Raw genomic sequence first — 19,269 nt, forward strand, 5'->3', positions numbered from 1 at the left:
GGGTGCGTCCGGGGCGGGGAGGATGGGCCATCGCGCGTCTCCTTGATCGCTGGGGATCCGGCAGGCTAGCGGCGCCACTTCTCCATGAGCCAGGCGCAGACCTGCGGCTCGGTCATCTCGGGGAACTCCGCGACGAACGCGGCGAGCGCGCGCAGGGCCTCGTCGCGGTCGAGACCCTGTGCCAGGGCGGCGTTCAGGTAGTCCTGGCGGGCCGCGGACGGACGGCCGCCGCCCGCGCCCCTGCCGGGCAGGCCGTCGCGCCATCGCACGATCTCCTGCACCCGGTCGGGACGCCAGCCGGGCGCGCCGTCGATCTCGACGTCGGGCTCGGGGAACGGGTGATCGGAGTCTCCCGGATAGCGGGAGCGCCATTTGTGCACCGCGTGCCGGGTCACTCCCAGCGCCTCGGCGATGCCGAGAACGCCCAGGTAGTGCTCGGTCATGGTGCCAACTCGGTCTTTCCTGCCTCCTCCGCGGATCTCATTACTACCACGACGGGCAGAAGCACCCGCGCGGCAAAAACATCGTCTCTGGCGGAGACAGACTTTATCCGGATCCGTAATCTTCGTCAACGCCGGAGACGATGTTTCGGGTCAGCGGGTCCCGTACGCCCGGATCACCTCCTGCGTGACCGTCGAGCCCGCGGCGTCCGAGGCGGTCACCCGCAGCGACACCACGCCCGGCGCGGGCCGCTCGATGGTGGCCGCGTACGTGCCGTGGCCCGTGTCGCGCAGCCGGCGGGCGGGACGCCAGGTCCTGCCGTCGTCCGACGACGTCTCAAGGCTCACCTTCCTGATCGGGTGGCCCTGCGCGCCCGCCTGGTGGGACACGGTCAGGCCGAGCCTGGTCGAGGCGGTGCGGTTGCGCAGGTCGACGGGCGCGTCGTACGCCACGGCCAGCAGCGGCAGCCTGACCGGATCGCCCTCGGCATGCTCCGAGTCGAACGTCCACACCGTCCTCGTCCTGGTGGACAGGCGAGCCCAGGAGGAGCGGTTCTCCACGGTGTACTCCACGCGGTAGCCGGCCCGCTCCGGCGGCAGCACGATCCGGCCTGAACCACCCGTTTGTGTCCTGCCGATCAGTTCGTCACCCTTGTAGATACGCCAGTCCGAGACGTATCCGTGCGGGAACGGGTCGGTCGGCCGGCTGCCGGTGTTCCCCTCGGCGTCGACGAAGGCGCGCATGTCCACGGTCAGCACGTCGCCCTGCCGCTGCGTGGGCGAGTCCGCCGCGAACCCCGGCGCCACCGGATGCCTCAGCCACGTGCGCTCGATCCGCTCGCCCGCCCGGTAGCCGCGCGTGGCGTCCCTGACGGTCATCACGCCCTGCTTGTCCTCAGGGAAGATCGCGTTGTACGACCGCTCCGGCATGTCGGCCGCGCTGTGCCACCGGACGCCGGGGGCCGGGCTCAGGTAGTCGGTCCGTACGCGCGGCGCCCTGGCCACTGTCCTGGACGAGTCCCACGAGAAGTTCTCCCACGGCATCCAGCCGTACTTGACCTCGGAGAGCGTGACATCGTCGGTCAGCTGAGCGTGGAAGGCCGTGTCCACGCGGGCCAGCGAACGTTGCGCCGCCACGTACGACGGCCGCTTCCTGACCCGGCCCTCCTCGCTCAGGTACAGGTCGTAGACGTAAGGGCTGGCCACGACGCCCTTGGCGACGACCTGGACGCGCCGGCGGCTCGCCCGCTCGGCCAGCCGTTCGCCCTCCGGCTCCGCGAGCGTCACCGTCGGCACGGTGAGCAGGCTCTCGTTCCCTGTCACGTGCGTGTCGCCGTAGATCGCCACCATGCGGGCGCCGGCCGCTCCCGCCGCGTTGGCGAGGGCCGAGACGGAGGCGCCGGGCGTGCGGCGGATCAGCGCCAGCCGGCCGCGCAGGTCAAGGCCCTTGAGCGCGCCGTCACCGGCGTCGGCGACCGTCAGCACCGCGGTCCCGTCGAGCCGCGGGTACTGCGTGGACCGGTTGCTGAAGTAGACCGGATCGACGTATCTGGGATGGAGGTCGACGCCGGGCGTCCGCATGGTGATCGCCGGGGCCTCCAGCCGCCACCGCGTGGCCACGGCGAACTCACCCTTGCTCACCGTGCCGGTGGGCTGCAGGTAGTAGTTCTCCTCCAGGCGGCCATCCAGGAGGAAGCTCTCCGTGTGCCTGGGGCCCTTCACCGGCAGCCTCGTGTGGACGAGCTTGGTGGCCGCGCCGCGGTTGCGCGCGGTGCGGTGGCCAGGCGTGTCGATCCTCACCGCGACCGCCTTGCGCGCGTCGAGCACGACGTGGGTGTCGCGGGTGAGCTTCATCTCCGGATAACCGGTGAAGCTCTGGTCGACGACGTCTCCGCGGCCTTGCCTGGTGGCTCCCGGGCGCAGGGTGTTGATGATGCCGAGGATCGAGTACGTGCCCGGCGGGACGAGCCAGCAGAACCCGTCGTCCGACTCGCACGGCCTGTCCGGGTCGCTCGGCAGGCCGCGGCCGAAGAGGGCGCCGTCGTCCACGTCGACCACGCTGGGCAGTACGCGGCTGGGCCGGCCGTCCCGCGCGACGGCGGACACCCGGAGCTCGACCCGCCGCTCCTCGACGTTGCCGGTCAGCAGCGTCCGCAGTGCGGCGCCGCCGGCGGGTGTCGCGACCAGTTCTGCGCGGGCCCAGCCCGCCGGCGTCCTGGCGGGGTCGAGCGTGACGTCCACTTGGCCCTTGCCGCCCGCGGGCAGGGTGAGCTCGGTCGCGGAGAGGGTGAACGGGGCGGCGGCGTCGAGGGCGACCGTGGCGGGTTCCGCGCCGAAGTTGCGGTAGGAGACCGTACGCGTCACCGGCTCGCCGGCGCCGGCCGTCGTGAGCCCGAAGTCGAGCACTGCGTCGCCGGCCAGCACCGTGCGCGCGAGCGCCCCTGCCACGTCGAGCCGGCCCGCGCCGCCCTCGTCCACGGGCACGCCGGGCAGCGCTTCCGAGCCGCCCACGAGCGCGGACCTGATCTCGGGAGCGGTGATGCCTGGCCTGGCCTGGCGCAGCAGCGCGGCGGCGCCCGCGGCGTACGACGCCGACAAGGCGGTCCCGGAGAAGCGGCCGTAGTGGTCGCCGACGGGCTCAGCGGGCTGGAGGTTCGCCGCGCTGGTCGAGACGACGCCTACGCCGGGCGCGCTCAGTTCGGGCTTGACCGCGCGGTGCAGGCCCACCGGCCCGTGGCCGGAGAACTCCGCCGGCTCGCCGTTGGCGTCCACGGCTCCGACCGTGAGCGCGGCCGGGGCGTCCGCAGGACTGTCGACGCAGGCCTCGCAGCCCCGGTCGCCCGTGCTCATGACGAAGAGCGTGCCGTTCCTGGCGGTCAGCTCGTTGACGGCGTCGGTGAGCGGGCCGCCCTGGCCGGGGACGCTCACCGCCATCGTCACGACGTCGGCGCCCGCCTCCCCCGAGGCCCACTCCATGCCGGCGATGGCCCAGGAGGCGAGCCCGCCGCCGGAGCCGTCGATGACCTTGCCGTTGAGCAGCCGCGCGCCGGGAGCGACGCCCGTGTACGTGCCTCCGGACGACGCGCCGCTGCCCGCGATGACGCCCGCCATGGCCGTGCCGCTGCCGTACCGGTCGACCCCGTCGCCGTCGTAGGTGAAGTCGCGCGCGCCCGCGACCTTGCCCGCCAGGTCGGGGTGGCCTGCGTCGATCCCGCTGTCGAGGACGGCGACGGTGGTGCCGGCGCCGGCGCCGTCGGCCGCCGCCCTCGCCGCCGCCCCGGCGGTGGACGCGCTGGTGACCGGCCGTACGGTGATCTTTCGGTCCAGCCAGATCTTGTCCACGCCCGCGGCCAGGCCGGCCGCGAACGTGGCGGCGTCCTTCTTGGCGAGCTTGACCGCGGTCGCGCCGATGCTCTCCAGCCGGGTGACGGCCGTCAGCCCGGTCGGAGGCGCGGCGCCCGCGCCCTGCCGCACGATCAGCGGGATGGAGCCGGTCTGCTGGTCGGTGTAGCCCTGGGCGGCCAGCGAGGTCACGTTGAACAGCGCGGGGTCGAGCTTCTCCGGCACGAGGGCCGCCACGTCGGCGGGCACCACGGACAACTCGCCGCCGTGGTCCACCATCCGGAAGCCGGAACGTGCCGGGTCTCGCGGGGTCACGCTCGCCCGCTGCCTGCCGTCCTCGCCGACGGTGATGTGCACCTTGTCACCGGTGATCAGCGTGACGTCGTAGTCGCGCGGGCGCTCGGCCGGTAAGAGCGCGGGCACGGCGTCGGCCCGCGCTCCCGGCACCGGTGTCACGCCCATCGCCAGCACGGCCGCGACCGCGGCCCCTCGCCGGACCCATCGACCAGGCCACATCACATTCCTCCATATGTACGTCATTTCAGCCGGTCCAATGTGACACAACCTTGCTGGTCATGGGGCTTCAAGGCTTGGCGAGGTTCGGTCATGTCAGGAACCAGCCACGGACCAGCCGAGGGTGAAAAGCTGGTGTTGTCCCGATGCGGACACAACTGTCAACCAAATGCCGTCGTGCGCCGTCTCCTCTTGCGCACCATCTGCCTCAAGGAGCCGCCTTGCGCGTACGACTGGCCGTCCCGGCCTTAGCCCTGGCCCTCGCGTACGCCGCGCTGCCCTCGGCGGCGCACGCCGACACGGTGGCGTACACGTGCGAAACCACCGCGACGGGCATGCGACAGCAGATCAGCCTCGACATCGAGCTGACGGTGCCCACGGACGCCACGGTGGGCACGCAGATGACGATCGGCTGGCGCGGCTCCTACGTCGGTTCCGCCCGCCTGCTCGCCCCCACGACCGGTCTGGACGGGCTCAAGATGTACGCCTACGCCGGCATCAGCGGCATCGACCGGCTGACCTCCGCGACGGGAGCCGGCGAGCTCGGCACCGTCACTCCGGGCCAGGCGATCACGCTGCCCGCGACCACCGTCGAGATGAGGACCACCGCGACCTCCCCGGGCACGGGCACGGTGCACGCGGCCGCCGTCAACTTCGGCCCCACTCCCCAGCAGCGGGTGATCGAGTGCGAGGTCACCGACAAGGACTCGCTCCAGGAATATCCCCTCACCGTCCCGGGAACCGGGGAGTCCACCAGCCCCAGCCCTGACGAGACCACCGGCTCGCCGACGCCCGACCCGGACACCTCCACCCCGGAGGACACGACCACCAGCCCGGCCCCCACCACGACGAAAACCGTGACGGAGACCCCCGAGGGCGGCGTGGCGACCGGAGGCGGCGGCATGGCGGGGCCCGACGGCCGGTTGCTGGTGGCGACGGGGTTGCTGGTGGTCCTCGCCGCCACCGGCGGTCTGTGGTTGCGCCGGCCCGCCCGGCGAACGCCAAATAGCCCGTAAAGTGCGCAACCGCGACATAGTGATTATTTGGCAAGGTTAGCCTAACCTATCCTCATGACCGAGGAGATCTCTCTGCGCGGGGCGGAGCTATGCCTCAGCTACCACGGAACCACCGTGGTCGAGGACGGCCGCATCGCGCTGCGGCCCGGCCGCGTCACCGCGCTGGTGGGGCCGAACGGCAGCGGCAAGTCCACGCTGCTGCGCGCTCTGGCCCGCCTGCACCGCCCTGACCGCGGCACGGTGACGCTGGCCGACGGCGCCTCCGCGCTCGACCTGTCGGCCCGCGACTTCGCGCGGCGCGTGACGCTCCTGGCGCAGAGCCGCCCCACTCCCGGCGGCGTGCAGGTCCGCGACGTCGTCGGGTACGGCCGCCACCCCTACAGGGGGCGCTGGAGAGCCGGCGACCCCGGCGGCGCCAAGGCCGTCCGCCGGGCGATGGAGCTGACCGGCGTGACGGCGATGGCCGGACGTCCCGTCGACGAGCTGTCCGGCGGCGAACTGCAGCGCGTGTGGCTGGCCACCTGCCTCGCGCAGGACACCGGCGTGCTGCTGCTCGACGAGCCCACCACGTTCCTCGACCTGCGCTACCAGGTCGAGCTGCTGGAACTCGTCCGCGACCTGGCCGACGAGCACGGCGTGGCGATCGGCGTCGTGCTGCACGACCTCAACCAGGCCGCCGAGATCGCCGACCACGTCGTGCTCCTGAGGGAGGGCCGGGTCCTCGCCGACGGCCCGCCCGCGCAGGTCCTCACCGAGGACCGGCTCAGCGACACGTACGGCATCCGCATCGAGGTCAGCCACGACCCCAGGACGGGGACCGTGATCACCCGGCCGATCGGCCGGCACACCCGAGACGTCCCCGCCACGACATGACAGGAAGCACCATGACCTCACTGCGCAGCGCGTTGACGGCGCTCGCCGCGATCGTGACCCTCGGCGCCTGCGGCACCACCGAGGCCCCCGTCTCCGAGCAGGCCCCCTCCCCCGGCGGCTCGACCGCCGCCGCCGTGACCGTCACCGACGACCGCGGCAAGCAGGTCACCCTCGACCGCCCGGCGACCAGGGTCGTCAGCCTGGAATGGGGCGAGACCGAGATGCTGGCCTCCCTCGGCGTCATGCCCGTGGGCGTGGCCGACGTGAAGGGCTACGCCACCTGGAACACCTCCATCAAGCTCGACGCCTCGGTCAAGGACGTCGGCAGCCGGCAGGAGCCCAGCGTCGACTCCATCAGCGCGCTCCAGCCCGACCTCGTCGTCATGGAGGCCGAACGCGACACGGCGCTGGTGAGCCAGCTGGAGAAGTTCGTGCCCGTGCTGGCGTTCAAGGGCAGCGACGCCAAGGACAACCTCAAGCGCATGCGCGACGACCTCGACAGGATCGCGGCCGCCGTCGGCAGAACCGCCGAGGCCGGCAAGCTCATGGCCGACTTCGACGCCGCGATGACCGCGGCCAAGGAGAAGATCGCCGCCGCCGGCGCCGCGGGCAAGCCCTTCGTCATGGCCGACGGGTGGAAGCAGGGCAGCACGATCTCGATCCGCCCCTTCGGCGAAGGCTCGCTCGTCTCCCAGGTCGCCATCCGCCTCGGGCTGAAGAACGCCTGGACCGGCAAGGTCGACGAGGTGTGGGGGCTCGGCGCCACCGACGTCGAGGGCCTGTCCGCGCTCAAGGACCCGGACATCCGCTTCTTCTACAACGCCTCCGACGGCGTGGACGTGTTCGCCGACGGCCTGGAGGACAACGCCATCTGGAAGTCGTTGCCGTTCGTGGCCAAGGGGCAGGTCACCAAGCTGCCCGACGGCATCTGGACCTTCGGCGGGCCGCTGTCGTGCCGGCAGTACGCCGAGGCGCTGGTGAAGGCGTACGCGGGTTGAGCGTCCCCGTCCTGACTCCGGCGCCCCCGGCCACGCCCCTGGGGCGGCTGGGGGCCGCCGGGGTCTTCCTGATCGCCGTGGCCGCCACCGTCCTGGTGGCGGCCGTGCACGTGACGCAGGGCACCTCGTCGGTGGGCGCGCTCGACCTCCTTGCCCTGCTCTTCGACGGAGCCTCCGGCGGCAGCGAGGAGGCCGCCCGTGTCCTGCTCGCCTCGCGGCTGCCCCGGCTGCTGGCGGGCGTCACCGTCGGCTGCGCGCTGGGCGTGGCCGGCTCGCTGCTGCAGTCGATCGCCCGCAACCCGATGGCCTCGCCGGACACCCTGGCCGTCAGCTCCGGCGCGCACCTCACCATCGTCACGGCCGCCGCGTTCGGCCTGACACTGCCCCTGCCGGTGTCCGGCGGCCTCGCCCTGTTCGGCGGGCTGGCCGCGGCCGCCCTGGTGATGGCCATGTCGGCGGGCGGGCGCAGCGGCACGACCCGGCTGATCCTGGCCGGCTCCGCCACGGCGATGGCGCTGCACTCGCTCACCAGCCTCGTGATGATCCTTTTCGAGGAGGAGACCACCGGGTTGTACGCCTGGGGCAGCGGCTCTCTCGTGCAGGGCGACCTGCGCGCCGTCACCCAGTTCGGCCCCGTGATCGCGGTGGCGATGGCGGCGGCGATCCTGGCCGGGCCGCGGCTGGACATCCTCGGGCTCGGCGACGACACGGCCTCGGTGCTGGGCGTGCACGTACGGCGCCTGCGGTTGTGGCTGACGCTGCTGGCCATCGTGCTGGCGGCCGCGGCGGTGACCGTGGCAGGGCCGATCGGTTTCGTCGGCCTCTGCGCCCCCGTGATCGTCCGGCTGCTGCCGAGGTCCATCCCCGGGCTGCACCGGCACAGGTCGCTGCTCCCCCTTTCGGGGGTGGCCGGCGTGCTCATCGTGCTCGGCTCCGACATCGCGCTGCGTGCCGTGATGGGTGCGCAGGCCGGGGTGGAAGTGCCGCCGGGCGTCGTGACCACGCTGCTCGGCGCGGGCGCGATGGTGTGGCTGGCGCGCCGCTACCGGGACGCCGGGCCGACGCGCCGCCCGCCGGCCGCGCGCATCGGCTCCACCCGGTCGCGCGCGGCCTTCCTGGCCGTGGCCGGCACGTTGGCGGCGCTGCTGGCCGGGGCGCTGGTCCTCGGCCTGCTGGCGGGTGACCGGTGGCTGCTGACCGGTGACGTGCTCAACTGGCTGCAGGGCCGTACGAGCCGGGGTCTGACGTTCGTGCTCGACCAGCGTTACCCGCGTGTCCTGGCCGCCGTGCTGGCGGGGGCGGCCCTGGCCGTGGCGGGCACCGCCGTGCAGGCGGTGTGCCGTAATCCGCTCGCCGAGCCGGGCGTGCTGGGCGTCACGGCAGGGGCGGGCGTCGGCGCGATCTCACTGCTGACCATGGCCCCGGTGGCCGGGATCTGGGCCATGACCGGCGCGGCGGGCGCCGGCGCGCTGACCGCGTTCGGCCTGGTCTACGGGCTGGCCTGGCGCGGCGGCCTGAGCTCCGACCGGCTGGTCCTCATCGGCATCGCCGTGCAGTACGCCTGTACGAGCCTCACCGTGCTGATCATCGTCAAGGCCGACCCGTGGAACACCGCCCTGGCCCTGACCTGGCTGTCCGGCTCCACGTACGGCCGCGTGCCGGCGCAGCTGATCCCGGTCGCGCTGGCTCTGCTGCTGGCCGTGCCGCTGCTGGCCTGGCTGCGCCGGGACCTCGACCTGCTCTCCCTCGACGAGGACAGCCCTCGCATCCTGGGCGTGTCCCTGGAACCGGTGCGGCTGACCGCGCTCGCCGGCGCCGTGCTGCTCACCGCCACGGCGGTGTCGGCGGTCGGGGTGGTCGCCTTCGTCGGCCTGGTGGCCCCGCACGCCGCACGCGCCATGGTGGGCGCGCGCACCGCCAGGGTCCTGCCGGTGGCGGCACTGCTCGGCGCGCTGCTGGTGAGCCTGGCCGACACACTGGGGCGTACGGTCATCGCCCCCGCGCAGGTGCCGGCTGGGCTCGTGACGGCGCTGATCGGCACGCCGTACTTCGTCTATCTCCTGTGGCGGGCCCGCGCCCACGCGGAGGGATCATCGTGACGGCTGGCGATCACCAGGCGGGGTCCGGTGATCAGAACGCGCGCGATGTTGATGCGCTGCCGCTGCCCGCGGTCGGCCGCCACCGGCAGGCGTTCGGCCAGCGGCGGCAGCTTGCCCACCCGTACGAGCTCGGCGCGGGCCCGCGACTCCAGGGCTGAGTCCGGGAAGGTCGATCCGATCGGTCATGTCGAGGCTCCAAGGATCGAGGGGGAGCAGGTGGCGTAGTAACCGGTTACTCGACGAGTTGCGCTGCACGTTAGGAGCCTGTTACACGATCGTCAAGACCCGACTCCGAGGTTCGTGACCGGCTGTGGCCGGTTCGGCCTGGGCGTTCACCGTTCAGTTCCAGCGATTTGTCAGCAGGCCGTTACTCCGCGGCCACCCGGGCCATTGACGCACAACGGGACGGCTGCTTATCGTCAGGGCGGTCTTGATGTAACCCATTACTATGGAGGTGTCATGCGCGGTGACCATGCTCGCGAGCACTGGGTCGACGTCGCCGACGGGCTGCTCGACGCGGTGACTCCCTACGCCACGCCTGGTCACGCGCAATACCGGCTGCCCGGCCGCACCAGCAGGTCGGGGCCTGAGTCCGACGGGCTCGAAGGGTTCGCGCGCACCTTTCTGCTCGCCGCGTTCCGCCTCGCCGGCGACCCGGCCGCCGCGCCCGCGGCCCTGCTGGAGCGCTACGCCGAGGGGCTCCGGCACGGCACCGACCCCGGCCACGAGTTCGCCTGGCTGCCCGTCGCCGACGGCCACCAGACCATCGTCGAGGCCGCCTCCGTCGCGATCGCGCTGCACGAGACCCGGCCGATGCTCTTCGACCGGCTCGACCCCGGGGTCCAGGAGCGGGTGGTCGCCTGGCTGGGCGGCATCGTCGGCAAACACGCGTGGCCGTGCAACTGGGTGCTGTTCAAGGTGATCGTCGAGCAGTTCCTCGCCGGGGTCGGCGGTCCGTACGACCAGGACGAGATCGACCGGCACCTCGCCGACGTGGAACGCTGGTACGTCGGCGACGGCTGGTACACCGACGGCGCCGGCCAGAACTACGACTATTACTGCGGCTGGGCGATCCACCTCTACACACTGTTGTGGACCAGGATGTCGGGCGCCGACGCGACGGTCCACCGGGAACGGCTGCGCACGTTCCTCGACGGCTACCGGCACCTGTTCGCCCCCGACGGCGCCCCCATGCACCAGGGACGCTCGCTCACCTACCGGATGGCGAGCCTGGCCCCCCTCTGGCTCGGCGCGCTCTTCGACGCCTCCCCGATCGAGCCGGGCGCCACCCGCCTGATGGCGGGCCGTACCCTCGACCACTTCGCCGCCCACGGCGTGCCCGACGAGCGGGGCCTGCTCAGCCTGGGCTGGCACCGCCCCTTCCTGCCCGTGACCCAGAACTACTCGGGACCGGCCTCCCCCTACTGGGCGAGCAAGGGTTTCCTGGGATTGCTGCTCGGCCCCGGCCACCCGGTGTGGAGCGCTCCTGCGGCCGAACCCGACGCCGGAGATCTCAGCCTGGCCCTCCCCGCGCCCGGCTGGCTGCTGCACCGGAGCGAGGGCGTCACCCGCTTGGTCAACCATGGCAGCGACGGCAACGATCCCGACACCGCCAGGGACGACCCCCACTACGCCAAGCTCGGCTACTCGACGCACACCGCGCCGGAGACCGGCCCCGGCGGCCGGGCCGAGAACATCGACAACCACCTCACCGTGCTGCTGCCCGACGGGCGGGCCACCCGCCGCCGCCGCATCGAGCGCATCGGCGTCGCCGACGGCTTCGCCGCCTCCCGCTACGCCGACGGGGAGGTGGTCGTGGAGACCGCGTCCGTGCTCGACGGCCCGTGGGAGGTCCGCGTGCACCGGGTGAGCGCCCCCGCGGGCAGCGTGGTCCGCGACGGCGGGCACGCCGTCGCCTCCGGCGAGCCGTGCGAGGTCACACCGGGCGGGCTCACCGCCTCGGTGACCGCCGCGGCCGGGAAGGAACTGGTCAGCGAGATCGCCGGGCTGCACGGCTGGCACACCGCCGCCGCCGCGCTCCGCCACGACGAGAACGCGTTCGGCACCTGCTCCGCGACCCCCTACCTCGTCGGCGTCCACCCGTGCGGCCGCGTGTCGATCTTCGTCTCGGCGGTGCGGCTGGGGCGGTCCCCGAACGCCGAGGGCCCGCAGATCTCGGTGCACGGCGAGCAGGTCTCGTGGAATGATTCCGACGGCTCGCGGGTGGAAGTCCGGCTCGGACGCGAGCCCCACTACCGCCGGCACGGATCCGTGGGAGAACGCGTTGTCTGGACCGGCTAGACGTGTCACCATCCGCGACGTCGCCGCGCACGCGGGCGTCTCGGTGGCGACCGTCTCGCGCGCACTGGCCGGTGACTATCCGGTGCACCCGAGCACCAGGCGCAAGGTGCTGCGCGCGGTACGCGAGCTCGACTACGTGCCCAACGCGCAGGCCAGGGCGCTGTCCGTGGCCTCGCCCGGCGCGGTGGCCATCGTCATCCACTCGGTCGACTCGCCCTACTACGCCCTCATCGCCCAGGGGGTGGAGGAGCAGGCCGCCGCCGAGGGCCGCCTGTCCCTCATCTGCACCACGGGCAGCGACCCCGAACGTGAGCTGGCCTTCGTCCAGACCATGCGCGAGCAGCGGGCCGAGGCGGTGATCCTGGTGGGCGGCGTGGTGCTCGACGACGACTACCGAGAACGCATGTCGCGCTACGCGCACGGGCTGGCGGCCTCCGGCTCCCGTCTGGTGTTGTGCGGCCGGCCCCCGCTCGGTGACGGGGTGCCGGCCTTCACGGTCGACTTCGACAACACCGGCGGAGCCCGCGCGATCACCGCGCACCTGCTGTCCGCCGGGCACCGCCGCATCCTCTACCTGGGGATCCGCCCCGGCAACAGCACGTCGAACACCAGGGTCGCCGGTTATCGCGCCGCCCTCGCCGATCACGGGGTCACCGCCGCCCCCGCGCTGGAGATGTGCTGCCACTTCGACCGGCGCAGCGGCTACGTGACGATGAAGCGGCGCCTGACCGAGGGACCGCGCGACTTCACCGCGGTCTTCGCCGCCACCGACCTCATCGCGGCCGGGGCCGTCAAGGCACTGCGCGAGCACGGGCTGCGCGTCCCCGATGACGTCTCGATCGTCGGCTACGACGACGTGCCCCCCGCCGAGGACATCGGGCTGACCACCGTTCACCTGCCGCACACCGAACTGGGCCGGGCCGCCGTACGCCTGGCGTTGTCGGGCAAGGATCCGCTGGCCGAACCGCCGATCACGCTCGGCACCCACACCGTGGTCAGGTGCTCGGTGAAGCCGCTGGGCAGCGGACGCTGAAGGGCGGGCGCATGCCCGCCCGCGTGGCGGTAAGACTTGTCTCATGGCAGACACGGCATCTCCCTCAGGACGGGGCCTTCTCGCGGCCGCCGCGGGCTGCGCGCTGGCCGTACCGGTGGCCGTCTGGTGGCTGGTGGGCGACCTCAGCGCGGAGGTGCCGCCCGGCACGACCCTCGACCATCTGATCAGCCCGCCCGGCCTCGGCCCGTGGGCCGAGCGCGCCGTCGGCGTGGGCGCGCTGGTGGTGGCGGGCGTGACGGCGGCCCTGCTGGTGCGGGCGTCGCGTCGGCGCCGGTTCGACCGCCGGTGGTGGGCGGCGCTGATCCCGGTGCTGCTTGCGGGCGCCGTCGTGGGAGCCGGGTGGCGGGTCGTGACGGCGGGCACGGTCGGGGCCAACATCGGCGCCGGGCTGACGATCATGCTGGGCGGCGCGCTCGTGGCCCTGCTCCTGCTGTGGGCCGCCGGCTGGTCGGCGCGGCTGCTGCTGGCCCGGCGCACCGTCCGCTGACCGCACAGCTGACAGAACCGCGCCGCATTGTAAAGATCAATGCTGCGCGAAGCCTGCCCGGAAGTTTGGGCAAGATCTGCTTCGGATTTTCCCGGAATCGCGCGTCATCGTAAGGACATCAGGCGAACCCTGCCATCTCCCCGGGCCTCTGGAGCAGGTTTTCATGGTCAGACGTTCAATCGCCCTCGTCACCCCCGCCGTCGTCCTGCTGTTCACCTTATTCGGATTCGCGCTGCCGGCCCACGCGGTGACGCTGGAGCAGAAACTCGCCGCTCTCTCCTCGTTCAGCCAGCCCACCACCACGAGCGCCAACGCGTGGCGCAACGCGTGGGAGAACCAGTCCGCATGGGCCGACTACGCCTTCGACTGGTCCACCGACCTCTGTTCGAGCAGCCCCGACCAGCCGCTCGGCTTCGATTTCCGCATGTCGTGCAGACGGCACGACTTCGGTTACCGCAATTACAAGGACGTCAACCAATTCCCGGCCAACAAACCACGCATAGACGACGCCTTCTACTTCGATATGCGTCAGGTGTGCGCGCGTTACTCGGGAGTGTCCAAGGCCACCTGTGACGGGCTCGCCTGGACCTACTACCAGGCGGTCAAGGAATTCGGCAACCTGGTCGTCACCGACGAGCAGATCCAGAAAGTCAAGCGCGAGGCCGAACGGTCCGCCGCGCAGCGGTAAGCAGCGAAGGAGGCTCCAGGTCACGGGCGTGACCTGGAGCCTTTCGTGTACGCCGGCCGACGGCAGGCAGCGCGGACGGATCCCCCTCTCTCTCGGCCATCCGGTGGACCGCCGCCACAAGGCTGGGGCAGGCTGCCCGCTCATCTTCGGGCGCAGGCTCGGACAGGCTCAAGGGGCGCACGATCACCCGCGGCGCCTTCAAGGGCGAGACGGTCCACACCTTCCGCGGCTGGCTCGCCGCCATGCGCGCGAGCAGGTGATCGGCCTGGTCGAGATCAAACCGGAGGCACGGCACTCTCTGCTCAGCCGGTCGGCCGCCATCCGGACGCGTGCCTGGCGCGAAGTCCTGGACCCGGTCAGGGAGACCTACCGTTCGCAGGAGGTCGAAACCACAGCTGGATGGGGACCGTACGGTGGCACGCGGGAGGCGCCGGCGGATACGGCCGAGAACCGAAACACCCCGGGCCACACAAGTGGCCTGGGGTTTCCTTCTGGTGCGCCGCCAGGGACTCGAACCCCGGACCCGCTGATTAAGAGTCAGCTGCTCTGACCAACTGAGCTAGCGGCGCTGGCACTGCTGAGGAATATACCGGTGATCCGCATCCTGGTCGAATCGGTATCAGCCCGGCCCGAACGCTAGAATAAAGTTCGGCACCGACGACAGGAGCATCGATGTTCGACTCGCCCGCCGACGTGACGGAGCGGCTCGCCGCCGTGGACTACCTCTCCGACGACGCCATCTCCACGTCGGTGTTCCTGGCCGCGGCGCTGGGCAAGCCGCTCCTCGTCGAAGGGCCGGCGGGGGTCGGCAAGACGCAGCTGGCCAAGGCGGTGGCGCAGGCCACCGGCGCCGGGCTGATCAGACTCCAGTGTTACGAAGGGCTCGACGAGGCCAGGGCGCTCTACGAGTGGAACTACAAGAAGCAGCTGCTCAGGATCCAGGCAACCAGCGCCGACGACGACATCTTCACCGAGGAGTTCCTGCTGGAGCGGCCCCTGCTCAAAGCGATCAGGTCCGCCGAACCCGCCGTGCTGCTCATCGACGAGACCGACAAGGCGGACGTCGAGGTCGAGGGGCTGCTGCTGGAGCTGCTGTCCGACTTCCAGGTGACGATCCCCGAGCTGGGCACCATCACCGCAACGCGCCGGCCGTACGTGGTGCTGACCTCCAACGCGACCCGCGAGCTGTCGGAGGCGCTCAAGCGGCGCTGCCTCTACCTGCACATCGAATACCCCACCCCCGAGCGGGAGCGGGACATCGTGCTCGCGCAGGTGCCGGGCCTGCGGGCCGGCCTCGCCGAGCAACTGGCCGGTACGGTCGCCACGCTCAGGGCGCTGGAGCTGAAGAAGGCGCCGTCGGTGGCCGAGACCGTCGACTGGGCCAACACGCTGCTGGCGCTCGGGCGGGCCGAGCTGGACGAGGCGACAGTCGCCGGCACGCTCGGCGTCGTGCTCAAGCACGCCTCCGACCACGCCAGGGCGATCAAGGAGCTGGGGCTGACGGATGCCTGAGCCCGGGTCGCTGATCGACCGCCACGTGGGCTTCGTGCACGCGCTGCGCGAGGCCGGGGTGCCGGTGTCGGTGGCGGAGGGGCTGGACGCGGCCGGCGCGCTGCGAGCGATCGAGCTGACCGACAGGGAGTCGCTGCGCGCCGCGTACGCGGCCACGCTGGTCAAGAAGCCCGCCTACCGGCCGGGGTTCGACGTGCTGTTCGACCTGTGGTTCCCGGCGTCGACGACCGGGTTGCGGGCCGCGCGACCCGGCGGCGCGGCCGATCCGGAGACGGCCACGGTCGCCGAACTCCGCGAGCACCTGGCCGGCCTGCTGACCGGCGGCGCCGACCCGGAGCTGCGCGCGTTCGCCCAGGCCATGGTAGGGCGGTTCGGCCGCCAGGACTCCGGGCCCGGGCGGCAGAACTGGTTCTCCTACAGCGTCATGCGCGCCCTGTCCCCCGAGACGCTGATGGCCGGCATCCTCCGCGCCGGGCTGCCGGACGGCGAGCGCGGCGGACTGGCCGAGAAGACCCTGCGGCAGCGGGTCGGCGCCGGGCTGCGGCGCTTCGAGGAGGCCGTGGCCACCGACGTGCGCCGCCGGATCGCCGAGGACTCCGGCATCGAACGCATCGCCCGCTCCGCCGTACGCCCGCCGCTCGACCAGATCGACTTCCTGCGCATCGCGAGGGCCGACCTGGCCAGGCTGCGCCGGGAGGTGCGTCCGCTGGCCCGCCGCCTGGCCGCGCGGCTGACGATCAAACACAGGAGGGGCAGGCGCGGCCGGCTCGACTTCCGCAGGACGATGCGGGCCTCGTTGCAGAGCGGCGGCGTGCCGCTGATCGTCCACGTCAAGCCCCCGCGACCGCACAGGCCCGAGCTCGTCGTCCTCTGCGACACCAGCGACTCGGTCTCGTCGTTCGCGCACTTCACGCTGCTGCTCACGTACGCGCTGAGGGAGCAGTTCGCCAAGGTGCGGGCGTTCGGCTTCGTGGACACGGTGGACGAGATCACCCGGTTCTTCGCCCCGGGCGCCGACGTCGTGGAGGCCATGGCCAGGCTGGCGGACGAGGCCGACATGGTGCGCTTCGGCCGGACGAACTACGGGCACGCGCTGGAACGTTTCGCCGAGCGGTACGGCGACGCGATCGGCCCGAAGACCTCGCTGCTGATCCTCGGCGACGCTCGCTCCAACTACCAGCCGCCCGCCCTGGACGTGCTGGAGTCGCTCGTGTCCCGCGCCCGCCACGCCTACTGGCTCAACCCGGAGCCGCGGCGGCAGTGGGACACGGCCGACTCGCTCGCGAGCGACTACGGGCAGGTCGTGCCGATGCACGAGTGCCGCAACGTCGCCCAGCTCACGGCGTTCATCGAGACGCTGGCCTGAGGGGTCAGACCCGCTGGAGCTCCCTGGCCGCCGTACGGGTGAGCACCTCGATCTGCTCGTCGCTGAGCACGCCGCCCTCGGCCGATCTGATCAGCTTGCCGGTCAGGCGCGGTTTGAGCAGCGTGATGCCCTCCGCGTGCACGATGCCGCTCTTGGGCAGCAGGCCGCAGTGCACGGCGAGCAGGGGCGTGATGGTCACCGCGATGCCCGTCTCGCGGTTGAGCAGCTCGGCGAACGCCTCGGCGGCCTCCACCAGCGGCTTGGCCGTCTTGGAGCCGTACTTCTCGCCGAAGAAGAGCCGCCCCGCGTAGCAGGCGATCTCGGTGTCGGGGCTCCACGACTCGTTGTCGACGACCCAGACGCCTCCTGGGCCGATCACGAGGTGGTCGATGGAGGCCTTCCCGCGGATGGCGCGGCCGTCGAGGACGTTGTAGCCAAGGCGCCGCAGTGACCGGCGCAGGTGCCTGCGGGTGATCACCTCACCCCGCCGCGCTCCCCGCCAGACCGCTGTGGCGTGGAAGGCCCGCCAGTGGTAGAGCCAGTCTCCCGCGGCCACGAGGCCGGCGAAGAGCAGCGCGAACAGCGGCGAGAAGGCGGTGAGGTCGAACCTGATCGCCACGGCGGCGCCGAGCACGAGCCCCACCCCGGCCTTGATGTACCGAGACCTGCGCCGGTTCTGGGCGTCCTCGCGCCAGAACTTCTCGTACCACCATTGCGGGGATGATCCTGTGTACTTTTCGTCCTGCTTCACGTAGATAGAGCCACCTGGCACGGCAAACTCCCCGAATGAGTAGATGTCTAGCAGGATCTGCCACGCCGAAGATCCCTCGCCGGTCAAGAGATACCCGCTCCTAACCAAGGCGAGCCTAAGGTGACGGAATTAGTACCTGCAAGACCACCCAATGCGCTCAACCGACCAGTCGGTATGCTAAGGCGGGTGACCAAGGGGGACCACGTGAAAGAAGAACCGGTCAGGCAGCGCATCCTCGCCGAGGCGACCAGGCTGTTCGCCGAGCGAGGCTTCGAGGGCGCCTCCGTTCAGGAGATCGTGGTGGCCGCGGGCGTCACGAAAGGCGCCATGTACCACTACTTCGACTCGAAGGACGACCTGCTGCACGAGATCTACGGCCGGGTGCTGCGCATGCAGACGGACAGGCTGGCGCAGATCGCCGACGGCCCGGGCACGCTGAAGGAACGCCTGCACCGGGCCGCCGCCGACGTCGTCGAGACCACGACCGCCAACCTCGACGACTCCAAGATCTTCTTCCGGTCGATGCACCTGCTCGCCCCCGAGACGCGCAAGACCGTACGCGCCGAGCGCCGCCGCTACCACGAACGGTTCCGCGACCTCGTGGCCGAGGGGCAGCGCACCGGCGTCTTCAGCGACCGGGTCCCCGCCGAGCTGGTCGTCGACTACTTCTTCGGCTCCGTGCACCACCTGGGCACCTGGTTCCACGCGGACGGCCCGCTGAGCGGCGCCCAGGTGGGCAGGCACTTCGCCGACCTGCTCCTCACCTCACTCGGGGCCGCGGACGTCGACCAGTGAGGCCAGCGCCTCCCGGTGGTCGCCCGGCGTACCGAGCGCGATCTCGCCGGCCTTGGCACGCTTGAGGAACAGATGCACGGGGTGCTCCCAGGTCATCCCGATCCCGCCGTGCAGCTGCACGGCCTCCTCCGCCGCGTGCACCGCCACGCCGGCGTTCCACGACTGGGCCACGGCCACCGACACGGCCGAGGGGTCGGCGGCGGCGCTCCTGGCGGCGGCCCTGGCCCTGACCACGTCCAGCCACAGGTCCGCCAGCCGGTGCTTGAGCGCCTGGAACGAGCCGATCGGCCGGGCGAACTGGTGACGCTCCTTGACGTGGGCGAGCGTCGTGCCGAGGCACCATTCGGCCACCCCGAGCTGCTCCGACGCCAGCAGCGCCGCCCCTGCCCGCAGCACCTCCGCCAGGTCGCACGCGCCCAGCCGCCTCGCGCTCGCCCGGTCCAACGTCACGGTGGCGACCGGCCTCGTCAGGTCGAGCGAAGGCACGACCTCGACCGCGATGCCCCCGGCCGTGGGCACCTCGACCGCGTACAGGTCGCCGTTCACGGGGGCCAGCAGCACGTCGGCCACGTCCGCACCGGCCACGCCGGTGACCTCGCCGGAGATCCGGCCCTCGCCGTCCACGCTCAGCGACGCCCCGAGCTCCGGCCGGTAGGGGGAGGCGGCGAACGAGACCGCCAGCGCGGCCATGCGCCTGCCCTCGGCCAGCTCGCCGAGCAGGGTGTCACGGGTCGGAAGCAGCGCGTACGTGGCCAGCACCGCGCTGGTGAGGAACGGCACCGGCGCCACCGCCCTGCCCAGCTCCTCCAGCACGACGGCCGCCTCGCTGGCCGACGCGCCCGCGCCGCCCAGCTCCTCGGGAATGAGCAGCCCGGCGACCCCGATCTCCCCGGCCAGCGTCTTCCACAGGTCAAGGTCGTAGGGCTCGGACTCGACGCGCTTGAGCACCGCCGCGGGCGGGCACCGGTCGGCGAGCAGCCCTCGTACGGCGGCCCGCAGCTCCTCCTCGACGTCCGAATACAGCAGCGTCATGC

16 protein-coding genes and 1 tRNA gene are annotated in these 19,269 nt (G+C 72.0%); 12 read left to right on the plus strand and 5 right to left on the minus strand.

The genetic code is table 11. The features are described 5' to 3' along the window. Nucleotides 1-65: 65 nt before the first annotated feature. Together E1267_RS16100 and E1267_RS16105 are read right to left on the minus strand one after the other, a co-directional pair. The gene (locus tag E1267_RS16100) at nt 66-443 is read right to left on the minus strand and encodes a hypothetical protein (protein WP_132333311.1); all 378 of its coding nucleotides are present in this window, start codon (nt 441-443) and stop codon (nt 66-68) included. Nucleotides 444-593: 150 nt separating this feature from the next. After that, nucleotides 594-4,298 carry a S8 family peptidase gene (locus tag E1267_RS16105; protein WP_132333313.1) on the minus strand — a complete coding sequence of 1,235 codons (3,705 nt, stop codon included), beginning with the start codon at nt 4,296-4,298 and terminating at the stop codon, nt 594-596. Nucleotides 4,299-4,516: 218 nt separating this feature from the next. Between E1267_RS16105 and E1267_RS16110 the strand changes: the two genes are divergently transcribed. The 9 genes from E1267_RS16110 (at nt 4,517) to E1267_RS16145 (ending at nt 13,811) form a co-directional block, all read left to right on the plus strand. Next, nucleotides 4,517-5,311, plus strand: coding sequence for a hypothetical protein (locus E1267_RS16110; protein WP_132333315.1), 795 nt, complete (start codon nt 4,517-4,519; stop codon nt 5,309-5,311). A 54-nt stretch (nt 5,312-5,365) separates the two neighbouring features. Next, on the plus strand, nt 5,366-6,184 hold the full coding sequence (locus tag E1267_RS16115) for an ABC transporter ATP-binding protein (RefSeq protein WP_132333317.1): 819 nt from the start codon (nt 5,366-5,368) through the stop codon (nt 6,182-6,184). 11 nt (nt 6,185-6,195) lie between these two features. Then, nucleotides 6,196-7,182, plus strand: a complete 987-nt coding sequence (locus tag E1267_RS16120) for an ABC transporter substrate-binding protein (protein ID WP_132333319.1) — start codon at nt 6,196-6,198, stop codon at nt 7,180-7,182. Then, the gene (locus tag E1267_RS16125) at nt 7,179-9,281 is read left to right on the plus strand and encodes an iron ABC transporter permease (RefSeq protein WP_132333321.1); all 2,103 of its coding nucleotides are present in this window, start codon (nt 7,179-7,181) and stop codon (nt 9,279-9,281) included. Before E1267_RS16120 ends, E1267_RS16125 begins: the two co-directional genes overlap by 4 nt. Continuing rightward, the gene (locus E1267_RS44350; protein ID WP_165959638.1) at nt 9,278-9,439 is read left to right on the plus strand and encodes a hypothetical protein; all 162 of its coding nucleotides are present in this window, start codon (nt 9,278-9,280) and stop codon (nt 9,437-9,439) included. The genes E1267_RS16125 and E1267_RS44350 overlap by 4 nt, the downstream gene beginning before the upstream one ends. A 301-nt stretch (nt 9,440-9,740) precedes the next feature. Continuing rightward, on the plus strand, nt 9,741-11,582 hold the full coding sequence (locus tag E1267_RS16130; protein WP_132333323.1) for a DUF2264 domain-containing protein: 1,842 nt from the start codon (nt 9,741-9,743) through the stop codon (nt 11,580-11,582). Next, nucleotides 11,566-12,615 (plus strand): LacI family DNA-binding transcriptional regulator, encoded by a 1,050-nt coding sequence (locus E1267_RS16135; protein WP_220449509.1) that lies wholly within the window; start codon nt 11,566-11,568, stop codon nt 12,613-12,615. The genes E1267_RS16130 and E1267_RS16135 overlap by 17 nt, the downstream gene beginning before the upstream one ends. A 43-nt stretch (nt 12,616-12,658) precedes the next feature. Then, on the plus strand, nt 12,659-13,123 hold the full coding sequence (locus E1267_RS16140; RefSeq protein ID WP_132333327.1) for a hypothetical protein: 465 nt from the start codon (nt 12,659-12,661) through the stop codon (nt 13,121-13,123). Between the two features lie 163 nt (nt 13,124-13,286). Beyond that, a complete protein-coding gene (locus tag E1267_RS16145; protein ID WP_132333329.1) occupies nt 13,287-13,811 on the plus strand; it encodes a phospholipase in 525 nt (174 codons plus the stop codon). 492 nt (nt 13,812-14,303) lie between these two features. On the opposite strand, the gene E1267_RS16150 is transcribed toward E1267_RS16145, so the two are convergent. After that, nucleotides 14,304-14,380: transfer RNA gene (locus tag E1267_RS16150), tRNA-Lys, on the minus strand. 103 nt (nt 14,381-14,483) lie between these two features. Here E1267_RS16150 and E1267_RS16155 point away from each other — a divergent pair. Beyond that, on the plus strand, nt 14,484-15,323 hold the full coding sequence (locus tag E1267_RS16155) for an AAA family ATPase (protein ID WP_132333331.1): 840 nt from the start codon (nt 14,484-14,486) through the stop codon (nt 15,321-15,323). Next, a complete protein-coding gene (locus E1267_RS16160; protein WP_132333333.1) occupies nt 15,316-16,689 on the plus strand; it encodes a vWA domain-containing protein in 1,374 nt (457 codons plus the stop codon). The genes E1267_RS16155 and E1267_RS16160 overlap by 8 nt, the downstream gene beginning before the upstream one ends. 4 nt (nt 16,690-16,693) lie before the next feature. On the opposite strand, the gene E1267_RS16165 is transcribed toward E1267_RS16160, so the two are convergent. Continuing rightward, the gene (locus E1267_RS16165) at nt 16,694-17,440 is read right to left on the minus strand and encodes a nuclease-related domain-containing protein (protein WP_246063931.1); all 747 of its coding nucleotides are present in this window, start codon (nt 17,438-17,440) and stop codon (nt 16,694-16,696) included. A gap of 174 nt (nt 17,441-17,614) precedes the next feature. On the opposite strand from E1267_RS16165, the gene E1267_RS16170 reads away from it, so the two are divergent. Beyond that, nucleotides 17,615-18,235 (plus strand): TetR/AcrR family transcriptional regulator, encoded by a 621-nt coding sequence (locus E1267_RS16170; RefSeq protein WP_132333337.1) that lies wholly within the window; start codon nt 17,615-17,617, stop codon nt 18,233-18,235. On the opposite strand, the gene E1267_RS16175 is transcribed toward E1267_RS16170, so the two are convergent. Next, on the minus strand, nt 18,206-19,267 hold the full coding sequence (locus E1267_RS16175) for an acyl-CoA dehydrogenase family protein (protein ID WP_181957809.1): 1,062 nt from the start codon (nt 19,265-19,267) through the stop codon (nt 18,206-18,208). The two genes, E1267_RS16170 and E1267_RS16175, sit on opposite strands and share 30 nt — an antisense overlap. Nucleotides 19,268-19,269: the final 2 nt, after the last annotated feature.

The sequence above is a fragment of the Nonomuraea longispora genome (genome assembly GCF_004348345.1).
Lineage (GTDB): Bacteria > Actinomycetota > Actinomycetes > Streptosporangiales > Streptosporangiaceae > Nonomuraea > Nonomuraea longispora.